The organism is Dictyobacter halimunensis (assembly GCF_036245075.1).
This window is the reverse complement of the sequence record NZ_BSRI01000002.1, coordinates 528,635-551,150: the sequence shown is the minus strand read 5'-3', so window position 1 is coordinate 551,150 and position 22,516 is coordinate 528,635. Positions and strand designations below refer to the sequence as shown.

14 protein-coding genes are annotated in these 22,516 nt (G+C 54.3%); 4 read left to right on the top strand and 10 right to left on the bottom strand.

Going from position 1 to position 22,516, the window contains the following annotated elements; all coding sequences use genetic code 11:
• Window positions 1-32 precede the first annotated feature (32 nt).
• The 4 genes from AABA21_RS16340 to AABA21_RS16325 all read right to left on the bottom strand — a co-directional run bounded on the left by AABA21_RS16340 (window position 33) and on the right by AABA21_RS16325 (window position 4,687).
• Entirely contained in the window at window positions 33-1,034 is a 1,002-nt protein-coding gene (locus AABA21_RS16340) for a ferritin-like domain-containing protein (RefSeq protein WP_338251928.1), read from the bottom strand.
• 133 nt (window positions 1,035-1,167) lie between these two features.
• Window positions 1,168-2,943, bottom strand: coding sequence for an ABC transporter ATP-binding protein (locus AABA21_RS16335; protein ID WP_338251926.1), 1,776 nt, complete (start codon window positions 2,941-2,943; stop codon window positions 1,168-1,170).
• A complete protein-coding gene (locus AABA21_RS16330; protein WP_338251924.1) occupies window positions 2,940-3,941 on the bottom strand; it encodes an ABC transporter ATP-binding protein in 1,002 nt (333 codons plus the stop codon). The genes AABA21_RS16335 and AABA21_RS16330 overlap by 4 nt, the downstream gene beginning before the upstream one ends.
• Entirely contained in the window at window positions 3,908-4,687 is a 780-nt protein-coding gene (locus AABA21_RS16325; protein WP_338251922.1) for an ABC transporter transmembrane domain-containing protein, read from the bottom strand. The genes AABA21_RS16330 and AABA21_RS16325 overlap by 34 nt, the downstream gene beginning before the upstream one ends.
• A gap of 678 nt (window positions 4,688-5,365) precedes the next feature.
• On the opposite strand from AABA21_RS16325, the gene AABA21_RS16320 reads away from it, so the two are divergent.
• From AABA21_RS16320 to AABA21_RS16305, 4 genes are all read left to right on the top strand, one after another.
• Window positions 5,366-9,451, top strand: a complete 4,086-nt coding sequence (locus AABA21_RS16320) for a hypothetical protein (RefSeq protein WP_338251920.1) — start codon at window positions 5,366-5,368, stop codon at window positions 9,449-9,451.
• A 507-nt stretch (window positions 9,452-9,958) separates the two neighbouring features.
• Complete coding sequence (locus tag AABA21_RS16315) at window positions 9,959-10,789, top strand: hypothetical protein (RefSeq protein ID WP_338251919.1); 831 nt, start codon at window positions 9,959-9,961, stop codon at window positions 10,787-10,789.
• Between the two features lie 94 nt (window positions 10,790-10,883).
• On the top strand, window positions 10,884-12,911 hold the full coding sequence (locus AABA21_RS16310) for a S9 family peptidase (protein WP_338251918.1): 2,028 nt from the start codon (window positions 10,884-10,886) through the stop codon (window positions 12,909-12,911).
• Between the two features lie 254 nt (window positions 12,912-13,165).
• A complete protein-coding gene (locus tag AABA21_RS16305; protein WP_338251916.1) occupies window positions 13,166-13,675 on the top strand; it encodes a nucleotidyltransferase domain-containing protein in 510 nt (169 codons plus the stop codon).
• Window positions 13,676-13,686: 11 nt separating this feature from the next.
• Here AABA21_RS16305 and AABA21_RS16300 read toward each other — a convergent pair whose 3' ends face one another.
• From AABA21_RS16300 to AABA21_RS16275, 6 genes are all read right to left on the bottom strand, one after another.
• On the bottom strand, window positions 13,687-14,799 hold the full coding sequence (locus tag AABA21_RS16300; protein WP_338251914.1) for a Vgb family protein: 1,113 nt from the start codon (window positions 14,797-14,799) through the stop codon (window positions 13,687-13,689).
• A 5-nt stretch (window positions 14,800-14,804) separates the two neighbouring features.
• Window positions 14,805-16,292: a tRNA (N(6)-L-threonylcarbamoyladenosine(37)-C(2))-methylthiotransferase MtaB gene (gene mtaB, locus AABA21_RS16295; protein WP_338251912.1), complete on the bottom strand. Its 1,488-nt coding sequence runs from the start codon at window positions 16,290-16,292 to the stop codon at window positions 14,805-14,807.
• Window positions 16,293-16,530: 238 nt separating this feature from the next.
• The gene (locus tag AABA21_RS16290) at window positions 16,531-17,145 is read right to left on the bottom strand and encodes a DUF2085 domain-containing protein (protein ID WP_338251910.1); all 615 of its coding nucleotides are present in this window, start codon (window positions 17,143-17,145) and stop codon (window positions 16,531-16,533) included.
• A gap of 22 nt (window positions 17,146-17,167) precedes the next feature.
• Window positions 17,168-17,434, bottom strand: a complete 267-nt coding sequence (locus tag AABA21_RS16285; protein WP_338251908.1) for a glutaredoxin family protein — start codon at window positions 17,432-17,434, stop codon at window positions 17,168-17,170.
• A gap of 613 nt (window positions 17,435-18,047) precedes the next feature.
• Window positions 18,048-19,910 carry a translational GTPase TypA gene (typA, locus tag AABA21_RS16280; protein ID WP_338251906.1) on the bottom strand — a complete coding sequence of 621 codons (1,863 nt, stop codon included), beginning with the start codon at window positions 19,908-19,910 and terminating at the stop codon, window positions 18,048-18,050.
• 713 nt (window positions 19,911-20,623) lie between these two features.
• A complete protein-coding gene (locus AABA21_RS16275; protein WP_338251904.1) occupies window positions 20,624-22,486 on the bottom strand; it encodes a glycoside hydrolase family 15 protein in 1,863 nt (620 codons plus the stop codon).
• Between the last annotated feature and the right edge of the window lie 30 nt (window positions 22,487-22,516).

The window sequence follows — 22,516 nt, the reverse complement described above, 5'->3', positions numbered from 1 at the left end:
CTATCCTTTGCCAGGAATATCAGACTGAGCGCTTAGAAGCCCATCTTAACTGGCCGCTTGTGCGCAAACCCGGATGGACCGCTATCACCACCCCCGTACTGAAGATTGTCAATAGGGCCAGTCTGTCCTCCAGAGGTGCCAGGAGCGCCAGGACCGCCAGGAGCGCCAGCGCCTCCGAAATCACCAGGACCACCGGGAGCGGCGGGAGCGCCGGGAGCGCCGGGACCACCAGGGCCTGATAGAGTGGATAAGCCACCAGTGCTACCAGGAGTGCTGTTTGTGACGTAAGGAGTACGATACTCAATTCCTGGGAAATGTGTACTGACCTGGGAATACGCATAGCTATTGCCGGGGACCGGGCTCAGGTATCCATACGTGGATAGTACACTTATCGCGTCCGCAACGTGTTTAATCAATACCGGCTCATAAGCGTAATTATTTGCCGGGATAAGACCGGCTACCTGACGAGCCAGTACACGATGCTCAGCCTCAATGGCAGCGATTTGCGCCAGAATTTGGGCTAACCTCTCTTGATCAAGCTGTGCAACTTCCAGTACGCCAGCCAGATAGATCGAGGCCAAAATACCTTCTAGCTGCTGTTGCGTCTCGATGAATGTTCGCAGATCGGTAAAAGTGGAGGCGCCATTTGGAAAACTAAATGTACTGGTGAGCGGTTGCGCGCCCAGGGACTCTAAAAAGAGCTCATGGATCTGCTCTTCAACTAAAGCAGCGTGTAGATCGGTTAGACCAATACTTTTCATGCCTGAATTGGTAGTGTTGTCCACACTGCTATACAAGGTGACAGCCAGTTGTTCGGCTGTTATGGCAACATCAAGAATGTGCTGAAGCTTCGAATTCAAGCTATGTGCAAATACTCCTCCAGGTTTGATAAGTGCGCCCGTTCCCAGGGCCGAAAGAGAGGCCAGGCCCGCGACAGCTCCTTTCAGAACTGTGCGGCGTGCACGCTGAGCAGTGATCATTTCAGTCAGGTACGTTTGGACATTATCAAGCGACTGATCGTCATTTGTTCTCATACGATACCTAAGTCCTTTCTCAAGAAGGATTAGAAAAATCCTGGTAGGGAGACTATCGATTTGATAGCCTCTCTACTAGAATAACCAGGAGTTAAAATGTCAAATGCGTATCTGTTGCTTGTGCTGAGCCATGTTAATCCGTGTCTGGTTGGAGGCTGTGTTGACCATGCCAGAGATGGCGCATTTCGCTGCAGCTGGTCAGAAGCTCATCGATTTTGCCTCGGGCCTCGATTTTGCCGTTCTTCAAAACAATAATCTGATCGGCCCGGCGTAGCGCGGCTCGTCGATGAGAAACCGCCAGGACCGTATGTTCGGGGCTCGCAAAAATGCGTTGCCAGAGGAGCGCTTCAGTCTCGACATCGAGGGCGCTGGAAAGGTCATCCACCACCAGCAAGCTGGCCGGTCGTACAAACATACGGGCGGCGGCCGAGCGCTGGATCTGGCCGCCTGAGAGCCGTACCCCTTTGGGTCCGACCAGCGTGTCCAGCCCTTTGTCCATCTCGGCGATATCGGGCGCCAGTACCGCCAGGTGTAAGGCTGTCTGCAGCGCCTGCTCATTTTCTGGTAACCCCAGCAGAATGTTATCCCGCAGGCTATCACTGAAAAGCTGGGGGACCTGTGATGTATAGGCGCTGCGTGGAGGAACAAAGAAGGCGGCCGGGTCCGGGATCGGCTGACCATTCCAGTAGATGTCTCCCCGCTCTCTGGGCAAGAGACCCAGCAACGTCTGCAGCAAGGTTGTTTTCCCTGAGCCGATACGCCCGGTAATGACTGTAAACGTCCCCTGCTCCAATTGCAGGTTGACCTGTTCTATACCCGCTTCACTACCCGAGTGATGATAGGTCAGGTCTCTGGTTTCCAAAATGTGTAGCCGGTCGGCCCCAATTTGGGGAAGTTCGGGTACCTCTGGAAATGGACCTTTAGTATAGATCGGACCCGGTTGTACGAGTGTATGGGAAGGCGCCCCCTTGAGCAGGGTGAGCATGCGTTCCACCGAAACACCCGCCTGGCGATAGCGTGTCAGTACGAGACCAAACTGGGTGGTGAACTCGGTAATCCAGCCCAGATAGTAGACGAAGAGGGCAAAGTCACCAATGGTGAATGTACCCGCATGCATCGATTGACCGGCCAGCAACAAGATCATGCCGGTCCCCAGGCTCACTGTATTGGCGAAGAATGATTGTAAGACCTGGTCAAAGATGCGGTCGCGTACGGTCATGTCCATACGCTTTTTATTGAGCTGGCGAAAGTGCTGAATCGCTTGCTCCTCGGCATTGGCGACCTGAATGGCCTGTACGGCACCAAACATTTCCCCTAAGAATCCGGTCACATCGCCCGTCGCCTTGCGATTTTCGCCACGCCGCTTCTTGATCTGCATACTGGCGATGTTAACTATCGCGGTAATCATGACCAGCGGTAAAAAGATGGTCAGGGTGATGACGACGTTAATGCGCAACATAACGATCATGGCTACCAGTGAAAAAACGGTGAAGGCGATCAAATCATTAAAGGCCATTAAGAAGACGGAGTTCTCGTCTACGTCATCGCGCAGGCGGCTGATGGCCTCTCCTGAGGAGGCTGGCAGGGCGTATGCCCCCGGCAACTGCAGGATACGGGCCAGGATGTTTTTCTGCAACAGGGCCGTATTGCAAAGGATGAACGGCGAATTGGTGATCTGGCAGCAGACAATGCCGGCAATGCGACCAAGAGCGGCAAACAGCAACAGCGCGATCAGCCACCAGAGCTCGATATTCACGGCCGGCCGTGCCGTCAGGCGATCAAAAAACTGTTGCCCGACCAGGCCTGGAATCATTTCGGCCAGCAGGACCGTGACGATAGCCAGGCAATTGAAGGTATAATTCCAGGGCTGAAAGCGAACCAGGCTCGCGAAGAATTTCCACGTTTTCATGCCAGCACCTCTGCTTCGTGTGCGGTGAGCAGCAATCGTGCGAATTGAGAATGGGAATCCATCTGCAGCGCTTCCCGCTCCCCATATTCCGCGATGTGCCCCGAGTCCATAATCAAGATGGTATCGGCCCGTTTGACGGTTCCCAGGCGATGGGCGATGATGATACCGGTGCGACCGCTGAGCAGGGTATCGACGGCCCGCTCAATGAGCTGTTCGGTGGCCGGGTCCAGGCGGGAAGAGGCCTCATCCAGGATGATCAGACCCGGATTGTGCAGGAAGACCCGCGTGAAGGCCAGCAGCTGGGCCTCGCCCGCTGATAGTCCACCCCCATTGGCCGCCAGCATGGTATCCAGTCCATCCGCCAGCTTATGAAACCAATCGGTCAGCCCCAACTGCTGCAGTGCCCGCTCGATATGGGCATCATCAATACTGTTATCGAAGAGGGTCAGATTATCGCGTACCGTAGCATGAAACAACTGCACATCCTGGGTGACGATCCCAATATGGCGGCGTAGATCGGACAGGTGCGCATGAGCAACATCAACCCCTCCCAGTTCGACCTTACCGGCTGCTGGATCATAAAGACGAAAGAGCAGGCGTGTAATCGTCGTTTTGCCGCTGCCAGTGCGTCCAAGGAGTCCGAGTACCTCACCAGGTTTAAGATGAAACGAGACATCTTGTAGCACCATCTCCTCTTCGCCATAACCAAAGTCAACCTGCTTAAAATCTACGCTCAACGGACCTTCTGGCAGGGGGATCCCTTCGCCATCGGTCAACTCGCTCTGCGTCCCCATCAATTCCTGTACACGTACAATGCCCGCGCTGGCCTTCTGAAAGTCGTCGAGCTGATTCGAGATCATCATGATCGGCTGCGAGAGCTGCTGGGTATAGTAATAGATCAGGAAGGCCACGCCAATGCTGATGCTATGTGTGCCATAGAGCCAGGCGATCAATGAGAAGGCGATTATATAGGCCGTGGCAAAGAAAAGGACGGGCATGCTCCAGGGAATGGATGAGAGGATACGTGCCCGTCTGCCCGTTCTGAGACGTTCGCGTGTAAGCATGAACAGGCGGCGCATAATATACGGCTGCGCTCCGCTGGAGCGGATGTCCTCGGTGCCGCGCAGGCGCTCCTCCAAAAACCAAACAGTTCCGCGCTCGTCTGACGAAAGGCTTTCCAGGGTTTAATCGCGATGCCCCGCGCGGCATTAATGGAGATTAGCGCGATGATGGCGAAGACACTCAGCGCCAGCCCGACGTGCCACTCGGTATACCAGAGGATGACCAGGATACCCAGCAAGAGCAGCAGACCGCCCAGGATCTTGATCACAAATTGCGAGAAGAAGTTGGCCATATTCGTCACATCGCCATCGACGCGCTCGATCATTTCACCTGGCGTATGCACCTTGTGAAATGACATATCCATGCGGACCAGGTGTAGGGCCAGGTCGGCGCGCAACGCATTGGTGGCGATCCATGCCAGCCGCTCGCTGATGTAGGTGGCGGCGATAGTTACCAGCTGTTGCACCAGCGCTACTATAATGAAGAGGATCGCCAACCCGAGCAATACTGGTTGCGGCCCACTGGACGTAATGGTATCGATAAAGGTACGCAAAAACTGCGGATTGATCAATTGCAAAGCTATATCAGCGCAGAGCAGTAGCCCGAGCAACAAGACGCGTATGCGCTGAGGGGCCAGATAACGCCATAAGAGCTCCCGGTAGTCTTTGAGCGGGATGCGCATAGGGACTCCTTTCCTGAACAGGCAACAACGGATGATCTAATGATCGGTTTACAAGAACGGCGGGCCGGATCTATCCTGGCGGTTAGATGTGTAGATGAGGTAGAAATGCGGACAACAAAAAACCGTGGACTTTACCGGGGGTCCACAGTCGTGTGAATGAGCGAGAAAGAGGGGGAGTTACCTCAAAGATTCCGCAAAAATGAGCAGAATGCGACTGTGGGCCACAAGAGGCTTGCCGACAGAATCATGAACGCCGAGCCCTTGTATGTTCACCACAGTGTTACTCCCTCTATGTATATCAATCTTTTCTAAGCAGACAAAGCTTAACCGATTTGTTGCGCTTTGTCAAGAAAAAAATGTATCACTTTAAGTATTCTTTTGAGCGTAGGTGCTCAAAAATTATATATATGAGCTGGAGCAAAAAACGCGCGTCTGACGCGCGTTTTTTGCTCCAGCTCATATATATAACAAAGGCGGCCGCGTAGCGGACGCCTGAGCGGGGGCGCTTCGTTAGCCCCATACCAATGGGTATGGAGGCAACTGCTTATGCAAATGGGACATATGACACTGCTGAGCATAAACTGAACACGGTACACTGAAATCATCATCTTTCGCATTCATTGTCTTTTTCTGTATCGATGTATGAAAATACCTGATGGTTTTTTGAGGAGTATAGATATGCATCTGCATGCTTCCCGCTGTGATTGTTGCGGGTCGCCAGGTTCAGGGAGCGAAAGCGAGTGTTTGCGTTGCGGCTATCCAATGGACCTCGCTCGAGAGAAGGCGTTCCTGAGCAGGGCGATTGGCGAACTGGCGCGTGTCGCCACCCACGGTGGCGCGAAGATTACGGTCTCCGATCTGATAAGCCGTTATGAGCGTCGCCTGGACTATCTTGTTGATTTTGAGGCGCGAGCTCGGGGGGAGCAGTCTGCTGCCCACACCACCGTCGCTTTGCCCCATCCCCAACCAGTTTCAGTGTCTACACGTCCAGTGGAGGAGAAGAAACTGGCTGTGCCCGCACCACCGCTACAGCAGGCCCCATCTACCAGCCAATCTGCACCGTCTCCCGCGCCTATCGCGCCGCAGCCAACCTTTTCCTGGCATTCGTTTTTCGCGGACCAATCGATTAATATCGTGGCCTCACTGGGTGCTTTTCTGATCCTGGTGGGCTCATTGAGCTTTATTGCTACTACATCCGATCTGTTGCTGGCGTTCCTGGTTCTCTTAGGCGTCCACATCTTCTTCGGGGCTACCGGTGCCATTGCGTTCCGTTTTCCTCGTGTACGTACAGTTGCCATCATCTATACCGCCATCTTCGCTCTACAGATTCCCCTGCTTGGCTTTTCATTTTATCGTCTGGTCAGCCATGGGCAGCTCTCATCGGCGACGTTGATCGCGATCTCGGCTGCCTACGCTACGCTGGCTTATAGTTCTCTGGCCGTCTATCAGCGCTTCAAGCCATTTGGATACCTGGCGGCGGTGGCGCTGGCCATTACTGACCTGGCTGTCGCCTCAGCGCTACAACTGAACCTCTGGTGGTGGTCCTGCGCTTTTATGTTGCTGGCATTTCCCATGCTCTACTTCGTTACCGGTTCAGGGACTTCAAAGCTGAGCAACGAACGGCTAGAGATTCTGCGCCTGCCGGGGCTTCTCCTCATGTATAGCGCTGTGTTTGGGACGCTTATCATGGGTGGACTGCTCGATAGTATGATGGTCATGCTTCACCGGGATGCTCATAACGTGGTAGAGCTTGGAGGCCGCCTGTCGATCGCGCTGTACTCCTTGCTGGCATTGACCTGGACCAGTCTGTTTACCTGGCGCTCGCGACGCTATGATGTGGCTCGTCTGCTGCCTTACCTCTTTCTGGCATTTGTGCTTTCTCTCCTCTTTGCTGGCCTGGCGACGACCATGGGGTATGTGCTGGCCATGACGCTGGTGGCCGTGTTCTATTGGTGGATAACACGCATAAGTGCTCGACGCTCCTGGCCCATCAAAGCGATGAATCTGCAGCTTGAGATCCTGGTTGTGCTGCTGGTGATGTTGACGGCATATAATACCGATCCCGGTTTACCGATCCAGATGTTCGTTCGGGCGTATGGGATGCCGTATGACAGCGCCGGGTATTCAACCTTTGTCGTTGATGTCTGGCTGCCGATCAAGCTGTGTTGTGTTGTCATTGGGAGCGCTGCTCTCTTTGGAGTCATCATAAATCATGTGGGGTGGCAAAAAATACCGGGACGTGATGTGGCCCGCTGGTGCTGGCTACTCCTGTTGTCTGGCCTGTTGTTGCATGTTGTACAGATTCAGCTTCTGCTCTGGACCAATAGCTCGCTGATCTGGGGCCTGTGCGTTCTGACCATCGCATGGGCTGCGGTGGCGGCCTTCATTTATCGTTGGGTGGGTGCCTCCTGGTCGTATCCAGTGGCGGTTCTGTCCCTCTGGGTTGCCTGTGAATCTTTGTCTTTGTGTTTTAGGCTTCCCTCTGGAAGCGTGGTCCTGCTCCTGCTGCTGTATATCTTCGCTTCTTATACCCTGATTCTGTATATGAAGCTAGATAACTGGCTGGTGCTGCCGGTGGTATTGGCGATCACCTCACTGTTGACCCTGGTCGATCAACCACTTCCGTTTTTCGGTCTGGCATTGTCGATGCCCGTGCTAGCAGCCATCTGTGCGCGTTGGGAGAAGTTGCACCGACCGGCGCGGGCGCATAGTATGCTCTCGATCAATCGCGCGTGGCCCTTGTATGTGATGGGACTTCTGTATAGCGTTGCCTTTGCTTTCCATGAATACGCTGTGCCCCAGCATGCGCTGTCCAACTGGATATCGCTTCCCGCTCTATTGAGTATAGAAATAGCCTTGCTGGCGCTTGTCTGGTATGTAGCCGCCGTGATCGATCGTGACGTCTGGATACTGGGTGTGGCAACCGCTTTTGCCGCGCTGGGCGTATCGATTCCGGCCAATCAATTCTGGTGGCTGGCCGGGGTAGCGATTGGAGTCTTGTTGCTGGCGGTTGTGATCAGTCGTGTATTCAGCTTGAAGTGGGCGCTCCCCTGGTATATCGTAGCCATCAGCGCGGTGCTGGCGATGGAGATACAGGGAGGAATGCAGGGCTGGAGTCAGGCGGCGTCCTGGACCCTGCTCGGTTTCGCGGCATTAATATATCTGTCTGGGGTCGTTGAACGCAATGAATGGGTGCAACTGGCCCTGCTCTGGATTTTTGCTGCTCTAGCTTGCTGGGCCGTTTACGCGGCCGGCCAGCTAGGGGACCTGTATCGTCCTCCTTTGCTGACGCTGGCTTTCGCGGGTGTCGGCCTGGGCATTCGCTATGTACGCTTTGGGATGGAGGAGGCAACGGGGAAGCAGCGTACTCTGCAGGTTCGCCATGTGTTGCCAGTCTATGCTACCGCCGTCTTCGGAGCCATATTGACTGGCGTGCAAGGCACCCTCCACGGGGTCAATACGCCTTTTTATGCGGCGATACCGCTGCTCCTGTTCGTCTTCGCGTTGACCGCGTACGGCATCTCTTTGCTTGAGCGGCAGAAACATGGGCTCTGGTTAGTAGCCCTGCTGGCCTTCTGGGGAATTATGCTGTTACCCTCGATCGTTGCCTGTTCATCTATCGTTGTATTGCCTGGTATCGGTCGCGTTGGCTGTCTGATGCAGACACAACTTGTCCTGCTGGCACTGGTTGGCAGTGTGTTGGTGTGCAGTGTGCTGGGAATGATTGCGCTGCGAGTCCTGAAGTTTTTTTCTGGTTCTTCGCTGCAAGCCTGGGGCTGGATCTGGTACGTGATCGCCCTGGTGAGTATGGCGAATACCTGCGTCTGGTGTGAGATGCAGGGGTCGACGATCCCTTTGCCATGGCTCCTGTTGACGCTGGGTATGTTTACCGCGCTGGTGATAATAATCGTGCTGGTAGAGCGGGTGCCTGAGCTGATAATTCTGGCCACTGTGCTGGCTGCCTGGACGATTCTGCATGCGAGTATCGGACAATGGAATCAACTGGGACTGCTGTGCCTGATCTTCTGCCTGGTGTTCGTGTCCCAGTTTGGTTGGCGGCTCTTCGCGCCGCGCTACTCGATCGTTCCTGCGGACCTGCTGACCAGCGGGGTGGCGCTCATCGGCGAGATGCTGGTGGTATTCTGCAGCTTTGTGTTGTCGGTAAATAATAGTCAGTCCTCACATATTGCCGCAGGTTCGCTGGTCGTATTGGCGGGCCTGATCTTATGGTGGGGTCAACTGCAGCTCGATCAGTCGCGTCAGAGGCTACTGCGCTACGTCGCAGGATTTCTCTGCTCCCTGGCCGTGAGCTGGGAACTGCATACGCTGGGGCAGACGGAACTTACTATCCTCTGCACCACTCCGGCCGTGTACCTTATCGTCATTGCGCCGTTTATCGGCCATGATGTTCGCATTCAACAACACCAGGTCCTTGGGCAGCTCTGTTCGGTTGCCGGAGCGAGCCTCTTGCTAGGGCCAACGCTCTGGCTTAGTTTCCAGCACGCCAATGTGGGACCCTCATTGTTGCTGGCCGGTGAATCCATCATCCTGTTATTGCTAGGGTTTATTACCCACATTCGCTTCTTCGTTCTCAGTTCTGCGGCACTGGTGATCGTCACCGCGATCCACGTGCTCTTCCTGCCCTCGCTGGGTATTCCCACTTTCCTGGCGCTCTTCCTGTTAGGCATCTTGCTGGTCATCCTGGCCACTACGCTGCTGCTTGTTCGCCCTCGCCTGGCCACTTTCTGGGCCAGTGCCGAATAGATAGGATATGACTGATGTGTGAGGTGGTGCATCGGGTGCGCATGGCGTATCCGATGCACCACCTCACACATCAGCACGGACGCCTGCGAGGGGGCGCTCAAGCATTCCGATAGGAGTCGGTGAGGGGAAACTGGTGAGCAGGATTATCTCAATTCTTCACCATTGTGATATGATGGTGACGTATATTCTGAAGCAGGCTATATCCAAATTGCATCTGCCTATCTATCACCTTTTTTGCTCTTTACCAGACCCGCTTTTCAGCAGTGAAAAGTGCTGTGAAAAGAGGATTATTTCTGGTTCAGGAGAGCAGAGCAAAGAGAGCATAAGCGTATTTCATATATGTGCGGGTGGTTGTGTAGTATAAATGGTCGTTGGATTTTGACTGATACAGGCACTTCGCTCCTGTCTTGAGCATGTATAGCACATGTATGTGAGACAGGGCGGTGTGGATGGTAGTATTTCAAATGGATTCAATAGCCGGTTCGTTCGGTTTATGAGGAGGGAGTCATGGAAATTTCGCTGCGGCTGGACACGCTGGGTGTGGTCGAAGTTCGCTATCTGCGTGGCCGAGAACGGTACCGGGACTGGCCCCAGTTTCAATTACTGGCAGCATCACGTCAGGCACGTGTTATTTCTTACTTCCCCCGTGAAGTAGCAGAGCAGCTTCATCAGCAGATTCTCATGATTGAGGCAGCTCTTGGCTTGAATGCGGGGAACAACGATGATGATGAGGAGGAAGAGGATGAGCAGCCTTTGCGCAGCCACGATGAGGGTGGGCATGAAGAGGGAAGCCGGTCGGCTGAACGTGATGGGACCTCTTTCTCGCCAGCTTTTGCTCAGGCTTTAAAGCAGCTCAATGAACTGGCGCGCCAGCGCCTGCCGGAGGCTGGTAGTAGTCAGGGCCATAACGAACTGGCTTCAGAGATGGATGCTGATAGTGATGAAGATGCCCTGGAGCAGCTACAGGATGCTTTCGTCCAGATGATGGAGGTGGTGCGCGAACTGGCTGAGGAGATGTCCACGGACGCATTAAAGATTACCGGACGGCTGAAATGCGCCCGTACCAATATTGAGTTCATTCCACGCGCGGATACCTCAGAGGAGACCGATGAGGACGAAGAGATCGAAAATCCACTTGACCTGCCGACGGACGAAGGTTTATTGAGCCTGGACGAGGTCGAACTGGTAATGGTTCTGCAATTGTTCGAGGAGGGGCGTGGCCGTCCCGAAGATCTGCCGGCGATCGAGCTGCAGCTCGATGTTGATGACTTTGAGCGCCTGCACGAGACCCTCGATATCGCCCTGGAGCGCGATCGCCGCAGCCGTCGCCGCCGGTGATTTTTTCAAATGATCGAAAACCCGTGGTAATATGCTGAATGCAAGCGTATATATTACCATGGGTTTCAATTTTTTAAGGAAGAGGATTGATGTTATGGGACGATCCATTACGATTGATGATCTGTATCAGCTAAAGTTTTTGAGTCGGCCACGTATCTCACCGGATGGACAGCGAATTGCCTATGTGGAAACAATCATCGATGGGCAGAAGCATGAGTATCATTCTGAGATCTGGATTGCTTCACTACAGGATCAGCAGGCACGACGCTTCACAACCGGTCCTGCCAACGCCCATAGTCCCAGCTGGTCGCCGGATGGTCGCTGGCTGGCGTTTGTCTCAGAGCGCGTGGGCGAAGGCTACAGTAGTGATCCCGCCATGCAGAAGAAGCAAGGGAAAGGGAAGCCACAGATCTGGGTTATGCCCACCGATGGCGGTGAAGCCCGGCAGGTAACGTATATGCAGCACGGCGCCGCTTCCCCGGCCTGGTCTCCTGACAACCAGCAATTGACATTTAATGCCCCCGTCGGACCGGCTGATGAAGAGACGGCCGAGGGGAAGCCTCTGCCCAAGGTGCGTGTAATTGATCGTCTCTGGTATCGCCTGGATGGCGTGGGTTTCATCAACGAGCGGCGCTCCCATCTGTTTTTAGTTGACCGCACCGGCGGTGAGCCGCGCCAGTTGACGGATGGGGATTGGGATGATAGCGAAGCTGTCTGGTCGCCCGATGGGACACGCATCGCTTTTACCTCCAATCACAACGAGGACCGCTGGCAGTTTCCTGGTGATGATGTCTATGTGTTGGACCTGCAGAGCTCTGAACCGCGGCGCCTTACCGATGGTAAACTGGGCTGCTCTTCGCCCTCCTGGTCACCAGATGGACAGCAGCTGGCCTTCCTGGCTGCCCCAAAGGTGCATGCCGCCGGTCAACTGCGCCTGTATCGCATTGCCGCCGATGCGCAGGATACAGTCCCCACCTGCCTTTCGACCGACTTTGTCGGGGCGTTCGCTGACTGGACCAACTCTGATGTTGGTGATGAGCACCTGGCTCCCGCGCCGGTCTGGTCCGCGGATGGGCAGACGCTCTACGCGGTCGCCACGTACCGGGGCGCCTCTCAGGTCTTTGCCCTCTCCAGCCAGAGCGAGAATACCGATCCGCCTGTACTGACCCCCGGTGAGGTGCACGTGCGTGATCTCAGCATAGATGCCGCCTCACAAAAACTGGCCTTACTGGTTGGCGGAACCACATTGCCGCAGGAGATCTTTGTGTGTTTGCTGGCCCCCCAGGCGGAGCTACAGCGTGTCTCGCACGCCAATGATGCCTTGCTTGATGAGATCTTCCTGGCACAGCCGGAGCGCATTACCTATACCGGTGCCGATGGCTGGGAGATCGAAGGATGGATTCTTAAGCCACAGGACTTTGATCCCGCCCATAAATATCCCCTGGTGGTCGAGATTCATGGTGGACCCAATACAGGCTACGGCTATGGCTTCTTCCACGAAATGCAGCTGTTAGCGGCACAGGGCTATGTCGTGTTCTACTGTAATCCTCGTGGTAGCCTGGGCTATGGCTATGAGTTCGCCGATGCCGTGCGTAACGCCTGGGGCGAGAAAGATTCCATCGACATTATGATGGGCATGGAGGAGGTAATCAAGCGAGGCTATATCGATGAGCAGCGCCTGGCGGTTACCGGTGGCAGCTATGGCGGATTTATGACGAACTGGCTGGTTGGTCACTACGATCGCTTCAAGGTTGCTATTACCGATCGCTGTGTCAGCAATATGGCTACTATGTTTGGGACCAGCGACATCGGCTGGGATCTCGCCAGCGACGTTCTGAGCACCACTCCCTGGGAGAGCCTGGAAAGCTATATGCATATGTCTCCCATCTCCTATGTCAAGAACATCCACACGCCGCTGCTTATTATTCACAGCGAGCAGGACCTGCGCTGTAACATTGAGCAGGCCGAGCAGCTATTCGCGGCCCTCAAATGGTTGGGTCGGGATGTGAAGTTTGTGCGCTTCGAAGGACAGAGCCATGGGCTCTCGCGTGGCGGTCATCCCAAACTGCGCCAGGTGCGCCTGCAGCACATCCTGGATTGGTTTGCCACGTACCTGGCCTGACCTTTATCGTCAATGGGAAATTGAGCGCTCTCACTTGTGCAGCCGCATACGCGGCTGCACAAGTGAGGAGTTGAAATAATACAGTATGTGGGTGCTTTCGCACCCACATACTGTATTATTTCAACTCCTCATAAATAAATTGCGCGCCGCAGGCGCGCAACCCGGGTTTTCAGATATCTCCTTAGTGTAGTGTATGACGAGGTACAAGACAGATGGAACATACTGGAAGTTTTGAACAAAAAGGCTGCAGGGAGATGAATGGGGATGCTGTTGTGTGGTTTCTGCAGCTTTGTGCGCGGCATGGTATCGAGGTCTTTGTCGATGGTGGCTGGGGCGTCGATGCCCTGGTGGGAAAGCAGACGCGTCCGCATGAAGATTTGGATATCGCATTGCAGCATAAGGATGTGCCCGCGCTGCGCTCTCTGCTTGAGGCGCATGGTTATAGAGACGTGCCCCGCGATGATACACGCGACTGTAACTTTGTGATGGGCGATGACCAGGGCCACGAGGTCGATTTTCATTCTTATACATTTGATGAGCAGGGTCGGCTGGTATTTGGCGTTGAGTATCCGCCCGATTCCCTGACCGGTCGTGGGACGATAGGGGGATACCCGGTGAAGTGCATCTCGCCCGAGTGGCTGCTCAAGTTTCATTCAGGCTATGAACTGGATGAGAATGACTATCACGATGTGCGTGTCCTCTGCGAACACTTTGGTTTTGCCTTGCCTGCTGAGTACGAGAGATTCGCCCGCAAAGAAGGCTAAGAGACGGTTGTTCAGGGTTTGAGGACACCCAGCTGGTTAGTGGCCGACTCGGTAAACCAGAAGCTCTTATCCGGTGCCTGGCTGATACCCAGTGGGGTGCAGTTCGAGCTAGGGATGGGATAATAATCGAACGCCTTTGTTTTAACATTAAAGTGGACGATAGAGTTGGAGGCCGAGACGGTGGCCCAGATATCGTTTGATGAGGTAGCCAGCAGGCCGTAGATGCCTGGGATGCCGCGACTGGTACCGGGGGCGGCATAAGTGGTAAAGCTCTCCCTGTGTGGATCGAAGTGGATTATGTTGTTGGTATTAAACGTACTGATCCAGAGCATGCCAGAGGGATCGCTTGTAATCTCCATCAATGAAAAAGGATCCTGATCCGCTGGCGTAGGTGGGGTATAAAAGCGTAGAGAGCCATTGGTTGGAGCAAGGCTGCCGATCGTGTTGGTCCCCGAGTTGGTGAACCAGATCTTTCCCTGCCTGTCCTGTGTGATGCTATAGGGGCTGAGCTTCTGCACAGTCCTGGGTTTGGATAGGGGGTAGTGGCTGAACGTACCGGTCTTGACGTTGAGCTTGCCGATGGCATCAGCGTTCATTTCGGTGAACCAGATGTTCCCCTGCCGATCCAGTAATAATTCGTTAGGTGCGACTGGCAGCTTGAGCGTCTGCTTGCTGCTGGTGGGATCTGGTTTGGTCACAGTGGGCAGCGTATAGATATCAAAGTGCTTATTGATAGGATTATAATGACCGATATAGTTGGCGTACTGCTCGGCATACCAGACTGTGTTGTCGGGTGCCACAATGATCCCCATGATGCCAGCCTGCCCCTGGGGAGGTGTGATCTGCTCAAAGGTCTTGCTGCGGGGATCAAATGAGGCCAGGTAGTTCTGGCCCATCTCACCAAACCAGACGCGGCCATGACTATCTATCGCGGGACGCATGATCCCGCTTTTATCCTGTGGCAGTGGGTACTCGCTAAAGGTCCCTCGCACTTGATTGGTCTGCGCGCGCGCCTGATCACCAGCCTGGTTCACTGGCATATCACTGCACGCGCTGATGAGTAGTAAGATGCCTACCAGTAGAGCCACGCTCCAGGCTGGCAGACGTTTGCGTATAGGTATCATCTGTGTTATTGGATATAGGTGCCATGGACGCCATCGTCGATCAGGTAATTGAGACGAGCCTGGACCACGGTATGCTGCCAGCCGGCGGGATTCTCGGGCAGGTCGTTGACCTCGACGCGGATATAGTTGTCGGTCAGACCCTCCCACTTGCCATGCTTGAATTGTTCGATCAGTACCGGAACGGTTTGGTTGAGCGCCTGCTCACGAAACAGGCGGCTATGCTCATCGTTCAATTCCAGCAAACGCTGGCTGCGGGCCTTTTTCACGACATCTTTAATCTGGCCGCGCATGCGGGCCGCCGGCGTACCCTGGCGTGGCGAGAAGCGGAAGACGTGCGACTTGGCGAACTCCAGTTCTTTTGCCAGCTGATAGGTCAGCTCAAAATCCTCGTCGGTCTCTCCGGGAAAGCCCGTGATAATATCTGTGCTGATGGCGATGCCAGGCACCAGCTGTTTGGCGGTGGTGATGATGGTGCGGTAACGTTCGCTATTGTAGCGCCGGGCCATGCGGCGCAGGATGGCATCTGAACCACTCTGCATCGGCAGGTGCAGATGGCGACACATGCGCGGGTCGGCCCACATCTCCAACCACTCCAGCTGAAAATCTTCGGGTTCCAGTGATGAGACGCGGATGCGCGGCATATCAGTGTCGCGCAGCAAGGTCGCGATCAGGTCACCCAGATCCAGCTTTTCATCCTGGTCAGGATGGTAATCGCCCAGGTGAATACCGGTGAGCACGATCTCCTGAAAGCCGGCGCGCGCCTTGCGCTGTACGTTTTCAACTACTGAGGCGATACTGCGGCTACGTGATCCGCCGCGCACATACGGCACGATGCAGTAGGTGCAGCGATTATCGCAGCCATCCTGTACCTTCATCTGCACGCGGGTGCGTGAGAACAGACGATTATTGGCCAGCTCGCTGGTCTGCACGTTGTCCGTAAACGGCGTCAGGCGGGATGGATTTTCGGGCTGCGGTTCATCTTCCTGGACCCGGAAGGTCAGCGCGTTATCGCTGCCGATATGCTGGGTATCGAGGGGCAGCACGGGCAGTGAGCGCTTCGGCTGTGTCGCCGCTGTCTCGCTGTCCATGCCTGCGTCCTGTACCTCTTCATCTGTAGACCCCGGGCGCAACAAGTGTTCGCGGATAGTCGGGACCAGCCCCTCTTTTTCGGTATTTCCGATGACGAGGTCGACGCCAGGCAGGGCAGAGACGGCCTGCGGATTCAACTGGGCATAGCAACCGGTGACGACCAGCAGCGCGTCGGGATGACGGCGATGAGCCTGTGCGATCAGCTGGCGCGAGCTGCGATCTCCCAGGTGCGTCACGGTACAGGTATTGACGATATAGACATCTGCGGGCTCCTCAAAGTCGCGCTGCTTGAAGCCGGCCGCGTCCATCTGGTCGCTAATGGCCTCGCTATCGGCTTGATTGACTTTGCAGCCCAGGGTGGTTACGGCAAAGGTTGTTTCCTGTTGTGCTAAATTCTCGGACATACTCTCTCTACTTGTTTCTGGCTCTTACATAGGGGCCTTGCTGGCTCTAACGGTATGATGATAATTCTGCTAACCGCTTGATTATAGCGCATTCCGCTATAGTTGGCTACCAGCCAATTCTTAATTGCCGCCTTCGGCGGCGCGTAAAAAGAGAAAAAGAAGTTTTGTGGGGACTGAGCATGCTCCCAGCATGCTCGCCCACACCCCAGCAGGGAGAACCCCGCACTCCTTAATTTGTTTACAGGTTGGGGTGCGCCTGGCGCGGTGTTGCTTTCACTTGGGGTGGCAGGGTGGCTTCATTCAGGCTTTTTTGCATCAAGGGCAGGGCGAACCAGATGTTGCCAACGCCGAAGAGGGTACCGGTAATCACGCGCAGTATCCAGTCGCTTTCCCGCCAGCCAAACATCTGTGTCGTGCCATCCCAGGCCATTGGAAGTAGCATCAGGATCCAGAGCCACCAGGGAATGCCAGGCATCCGTTTCTTGCTCAACACAAAAATCAGGCTGGTCAGAAACATTGAGGTATAGATGGAGAAGTTGCGCTCACAGAGGCCCAGCTGATGCCCAAAGATGTAGATCGAGTGCGACGGTATCTGGGCGCAGACGTAGTGTAAGGAAAAGAAGAGCGGTTTGGCGATGCTATCCAGGCCCAGGTAGGATAGGAACGGGATCGCGATCGCGATCGCCACCAGTATCCCTAACCCAATGGAGATAATCAAAGCCCAGTATTCAGTTAAAAAATCGCCGCCACGATCAATCCAGCGCTCAAAGGCGGATTTTGATCGGCCTGGCAGCACATGCGGCGGGGGAGGGGTCCCCGGCTGGTGATTGTGATTGAATGATTGTGTTGCCATCGCTCTCTACTTCCTTGTTGTACTACTTTATGTTAAACGCTGATGCCAGATCACTATATTCTATACGGCCTTCCGCCACAATGGTTTCATCAATCATCACGACCGGAATGCGATAGCGGTAGCGCTCGAAAAGGTCCATATCGCGCCGGATATCGATCTCGGTGAGGTCGTATTCGGCCTGAGTCGCGATCTCATCCAGCGACTCGCGGGCCTCATCACAGAGATGACAGCCGGCTTTTGTATAGAACGTGACCTGCGGCAGCCTCTGGTTTTGCGCCTGTTCTTCCACGCTCCCTGCCTCCATCTAGTAGTGTTATTGCTTCAATCATAACACAATTTGCAGGCAAAGGTGCAGAGGGATGGTACAAGAGATCGCTATCCATCCCCCCTGTACCATCCCGTTTTTTTTACCAGCAGCCGCGCGGAGGTGGCGGGCAGGTGACGTTAGGCACGTCGGAAGTATGTATACTGGTGAGCTGGGATGCAGCCTGGGAGCTATGCGTGTACTGAGTGGCGTGGGAAGGAGCACTATATCCTGTCCATAATGTGGGTGCCAATAGGCCTGATAGGCATATAGACAGGACAAGGGCCGCTTTACGCAGGAATTTTGCCATAATAAACTCTCCATTTCTTTGTACTATCGTTGTACCGGCTGAAAAGGAACGTTGGCGTTCCTGTGTTTCGGGCGCTAGTCTGTCATAAGTATTACTATCGGGAATAGTAGTACACATATATAGACAGATTTAATGGCTCAATAATGACAAATTTTTAAGATAATTTGAAAATTGGTTTTTATATTGGTGCAGCAGGGGTACGCCTTCGCGTACCCCTGCTGCACCAATATAAAAACCAGCCTGCTACTCTTGCACTATTTCACAAGAGTAGCAGGCTGGTTGAATTGATTAGTCGTTTTCGCGGGAGCGCATGCGTGCGCGCTCGTGCTGCGTCAGGTAGCGCTTGCGCAACCGGATGTTCTTTGGCGTTACCTCGACCAGTTCGTCGTTGTTGATGAAGTCGAGCGACTGCTCCAGGCTCATCAGGATGGGTGGCGTCAGGCGTACCGCGATGTCTGATGTAGAGGAGCGAATATTGGTTTTCTGCTTCTCTTTACAGATGTTGACGACCAGATCATCGGGACGCGAATTGAGGCCGACGATCATGCCTTCATAGACCGGTGTGCCCGGCTCGATGAAGGTATCGCCGCGCATCTGAGCGTTGCTGAGTCCGTAGGTGACGGCGGTTCCCAGCTCGGACGCGACCAGGGCGCCCATGCGGGCACTGTTGATCTTACCCATCCAGGGTACGAAGCCTTTGAGCAGGCTGCTCATGGCGCCATTTCCTTTGGTCAGGGTCAGGAAGGCGTTGCGGAAGCCGATCAAGCCACGGGTTGGAATGTCGTACTCGATGCGAATATTGCCGCTGCCATCATTGGTCATGTTGGTGAGCTGCGCCTTACGAATGGCCAGAGCCTCGGTTAACACGCCCATATAGGTATCTTTGGTATCGATAACCAGGTGCTCGACTGGCTCGGTCAGGTGGCCGTTCTCATCTTCGTGTGTGATGACCTCTGGGCGGGAAACCTGCAGCTCATAGCTCTCGCGACGCATCGTCTCGATCAGAACCGAAAGGTGCAATTCGCCACGGCCCGAGACGACAAACTCGTCAGGGGTATTACCATCCTCAACACGCAGACTGACATTGGTCTCCAGCTCGCGATAGAGGCGCGAGCGCAACTGCCGTGAAGTCGAGAACTTTCCTTCGCGACCCGAGAAAGGACTGGTGTTGACACCAAAGGTCATTTTCAAGGTTGGCTCGGAGATCTCAATCGAGGGCAGAGCCTCAGGATGGTCGATGTCGGCCAGCGTCTCACCGATATTGGCATCGGAGATGCCGGTCAGTGCGACGATATCGCCCGCGATCGCCTCTGGAACCTCGGTGCGCTGCAGGCCTTTATAGTTCATGACCAGGTTGATCTTCTGACGCGAAACGTCGCCCTCGCGATTGATGCGCGCCACCGATGTGTTAGGCGTGATGCGTCCACGGATGACGCGGCCAATGGCATATTTACCCTTATAATCATCATAGTCCAGGGCTGTTATCAGCATCTGGAAAGGAGCATCGATCGCAACTTCAGGAGCGGGTACCGTCTTCACGATGGTATCGAACAAAGGCTGCAGGTCTTTGCGCTCATCTTCTGGTTTATACATAGCGACGCCATCGCGCCCGATCGCATAAAGGATCGGAAAGTCCAGGTGGCTATCCGATGTCGCCAGTTCCAGGAAGAGATCCTGTGTCTCTTCAACCACCGCGTCGATGCGTGCATCTTTGCGGTCGATTTTGTTAATGATCACAATCGGTTGCAGATCAAGTTCCAGCGCCTTCTGCAACACAAAGCGCGTCTGGGGCATCGGTCCCTCAGCGGCGTCGACGAGCAGGATACAGCCATCGGCCATGTTTAATACACGTTCCACCTCACCACCAAAGTCAGCGTGTCCCGGTGTGTCAATAATATTGATTCGAGTGTCCCGGTAATCGATGGCTGTATTTTTCGCCAGGATGGTGATGCCGCGCTCACGCTCCTGATCGTTGGAGTCCATAATTAATGCACCCACCTGCTGATTTTCGCGGAAGATATGGCTCTGTTTCAGCAATCCATCCACCAACGTCGTTTTTCCATGGTCTACGTGGGCGATAATGGCGACATTCCGAATATCATTTCGTTTAACCAATTTTGAGTCCGCCTGTAAAGCCGTTTCAGCCTGCATAAAATGTATAATTCCCTTCGTGTGACAAACAGATCAAGCCGCGAGTTTCTCAGCGTGCGCTCATCTGGACACAACTATTTACGAATTTGCTTTTCTGCCGAACATTAAAAATCTTTGAAGCGTTTAATGCTTTTATTTAGAGGCATGGACCTTCAGTGAAGTCCATACGAAACGCAAGTTCTCTGTACGCTTGCATGACCGAGCCGTTGCAGTACAACATTGGGGTCAACGCTCATAGCCAGTAGTGGCCGCGGAATGTCGCAAGTCATGAAATCGCATTCTCGTAATCATGCGTCCTTGCAGATTGCATCTTACTTAATTGAGTTCCCGTAAGATTTTATCCTAATAATGGGTTTCTGTCGAGTTGAAGCCCTGTTGCATTAGCATATTCCTATGCGGGAACCGCTCACATTTCTTTTTGCTATCTATATCGAGTTGTGAAAACAGCCATGCCAGCCACGAGCAGAGGATGTGTTCTGGTGCTGGCCTCAATTTTCACATGTGCAAGTACATCATACTCTATCCTCCACCCATCTGTCCCATTATACGATAACAAATCCATCACATTGGCTATTCCCGGGCTTTCTTTGACGCCTGAATGGACCTCTTGCTGGCGCTGATTTTCCTGACAATGCCAGGACTGGAAAGAAAACGGCGCCCTTCATGGGCGCCGCCAATGTTTCCTGTCGGATATTATTCCTGCTTATAAGCGGTTAGCGCAACAGGGTACCATTAAGGGCGCGGTCCATATTATAGCAGGTGCTGATCAGGGAGAGGTGGGTAAAGGCCTGGGGGAAGTTGCCCAGTGCCTCGCCGGTCGGTCCGATCTCTTCCGCGTAGAGTCCCAGATGATTGGAGTACGTCAGCATTTTCTCCAGGACCAGCCGTGCCTCTTCAAGGCGGCCAGAGCGGGCCAGCGTCTCGGCCAGCCAGAAGCTACAGGGGCTGAAGGTTCCTTCGTAGCTGCCCAATCCATCGGCCGCCGCGTGCGTGGGATTGTAGCGGTAAACGTGCGAGTCACTGGTGAGCTCTTTCTGTATGCGGTCAATGGTCTCTTGCATGCGCGGATCGGTCGGGCCGGTGAACTTGGTCAGGACCATGAGCAGCGAACTGGCGTCGATGGCGTTACTGCCATAGTACTGGACGAAGCTTCTGGTCTTTTCATCCCATCCATTCTGCATGACATCTTCGTAGATGCTGGCACTGATATCGCTCCACTCGGCTATGGGAGCGGGCAGGCCACGATGGCGGGCGATACGGATAGCGCGATCAAAGGCCACCCAACTCATGACGCGTGAATGGACGAAGTGCTGCTGGCCGCCACGGACCTCCCAGATCCCCTCATCAGGCTCTCGCCAGTGCTCCCCTAACCACTTCAGCAGATGGCGCAGGTTATGCCAGAGATCGTAAGAGATATCCTGATGTCGGTTAAAGATATAGATTGAGTCCATCAATTCGCCATAGATGTCTAGCTGCTTTTGCTTATAGGCACCATTGCCGATACGGACCGGCGCGCTCTGTCGGTAGCCCTCCAGGTGATCGAGTGTTAATTCGGTCAGATCGTGCCCGCCATTGATGGTGTACATTGGTTGTAGAGAGCCATTGTCTTTGAGCTCATGGCAACGGGCGTCCAGCCATCCCATAAACGCTTCCGCCTCCTGATAGAATCCCAGGATCAACAGACTATAGATGCTGAAGGCGGCATCGCGTAGCCAGGTATAGCGATAATCCCAGTTGCGCGCGCCTCCCAGTGTTTCTGGCAGGCTGGTGGTTGCCGCAGCCACGATCGCCCCCGTTGGCTGATAGGTAAGCAGCTTCAACACCAGGGCCGAGCGCTGCACCATCTCACGCCACCGTCCTTGATACTGACACTGAGAGAGCCAGCGTTGCCAGTAGTTCATTGTTTCCTGAAAAGCACGCTCATACTGTCGGGAACTGATTGGTTGAGGCTCTATATCGTGGTCTTGCGCGCTCTCGAGCACAAAATAAGCTCGCTGATGGGTATGCAGGGTGAACTTCGCGTGCACGCCCCCATCCTCATCCTCTGCAAGCGGGATCGTAGACGCCAGCCCCAGGCTAAGTGAGGCGCTATGGAAGACGACACCATGGGCGGAAAGGCTACGTGTATGAGGATCGCGTCCGTAATTAAAGGCAGGTGTACACACCATCTCAAAGGGCAGTGAGCCACGAACCACCTTGACTTCACGGATAATGTGATGCTGTAGGACTTTGGAACCGGGCTGTTTGATGGGCATAAAGTCCGTAATCTCTCCCACACCATCGGCGGTCAAGAAGCGCGTGATCAGAATATTGGTCTCGGGCAAGTACATCTGTCGACGCCCCATGCTGGTGGTCTGATCGAATGCTGGACTGATGCGAAAGGTGCCCCCTTTATTTACATCGAGCAGGGCGCCAAAAACGCTGGGTGCATCAAAGCTTGGGATACAACACCAATCGATAGCGCCATTTTTGCCTACCAGCGCAACCGTATGCAGGTCCCCAATAACCCCGTAATCCTCGATCGGTTGATAGGTCTTATTGGATAGACGAGAAGTGGATATTTGTTCTTGCATCATTGCTTCCTTAAATAGATAGACACATCCTTA

Coding starts and splice junctions, on each gene's coding strand:
- AABA21_RS16340 (WP_338251928.1), bottom strand. CDS start 1,034: ATGAGAACAAATGACGATCAGTCGCTTGATAATGTCCAAACGTACCTG.
- AABA21_RS16335 (WP_338251926.1), bottom strand. CDS start 2,943: ATGAAAACGTGGAAATTCTTCGCGAGCCTGGTTCGCTTTCAGCCCTGG.
- AABA21_RS16330 (WP_338251924.1), bottom strand. CDS start 3,941: ATGCCCGTCCTTTTCTTTGCCACGGCCTATATAATCGCCTTCTCATTG.
- AABA21_RS16325 (WP_338251922.1), bottom strand. CDS start 4,687: ATGCGCATCCCGCTCAAAGACTACCGGGAGCTCTTATGGCGTTATCTG.
- AABA21_RS16320 (WP_338251920.1), top strand. CDS start 5,366: ATGCATCTGCATGCTTCCCGCTGTGATTGTTGCGGGTCGCCAGGTTCA.
- AABA21_RS16315 (WP_338251919.1), top strand. CDS start 9,959: ATGGAAATTTCGCTGCGGCTGGACACGCTGGGTGTGGTCGAAGTTCGC.
- AABA21_RS16310 (WP_338251918.1), top strand. CDS start 10,884: ATGGGACGATCCATTACGATTGATGATCTGTATCAGCTAAAGTTTTTG.
- AABA21_RS16305 (WP_338251916.1), top strand. CDS start 13,166: ATGAATGGGGATGCTGTTGTGTGGTTTCTGCAGCTTTGTGCGCGGCAT.
- AABA21_RS16300 (WP_338251914.1), bottom strand. CDS start 14,799: ATGATACCTATACGCAAACGTCTGCCAGCCTGGAGCGTGGCTCTACTG.
- mtaB (WP_338251912.1), bottom strand. CDS start 16,292: ATGTCCGAGAATTTAGCACAACAGGAAACAACCTTTGCCGTAACCACC.
- AABA21_RS16290 (WP_338251910.1), bottom strand. CDS start 17,145: ATGGCAACACAATCATTCAATCACAATCACCAGCCGGGGACCCCTCCC.
- typA (WP_338251906.1), bottom strand. CDS start 19,910: ATGCAGGCTGAAACGGCTTTACAGGCGGACTCAAAATTGGTTAAACGA.
- AABA21_RS16275 (WP_338251904.1), bottom strand. CDS start 22,486: ATGATGCAAGAACAAATATCCACTTCTCGTCTATCCAATAAGACCTAT.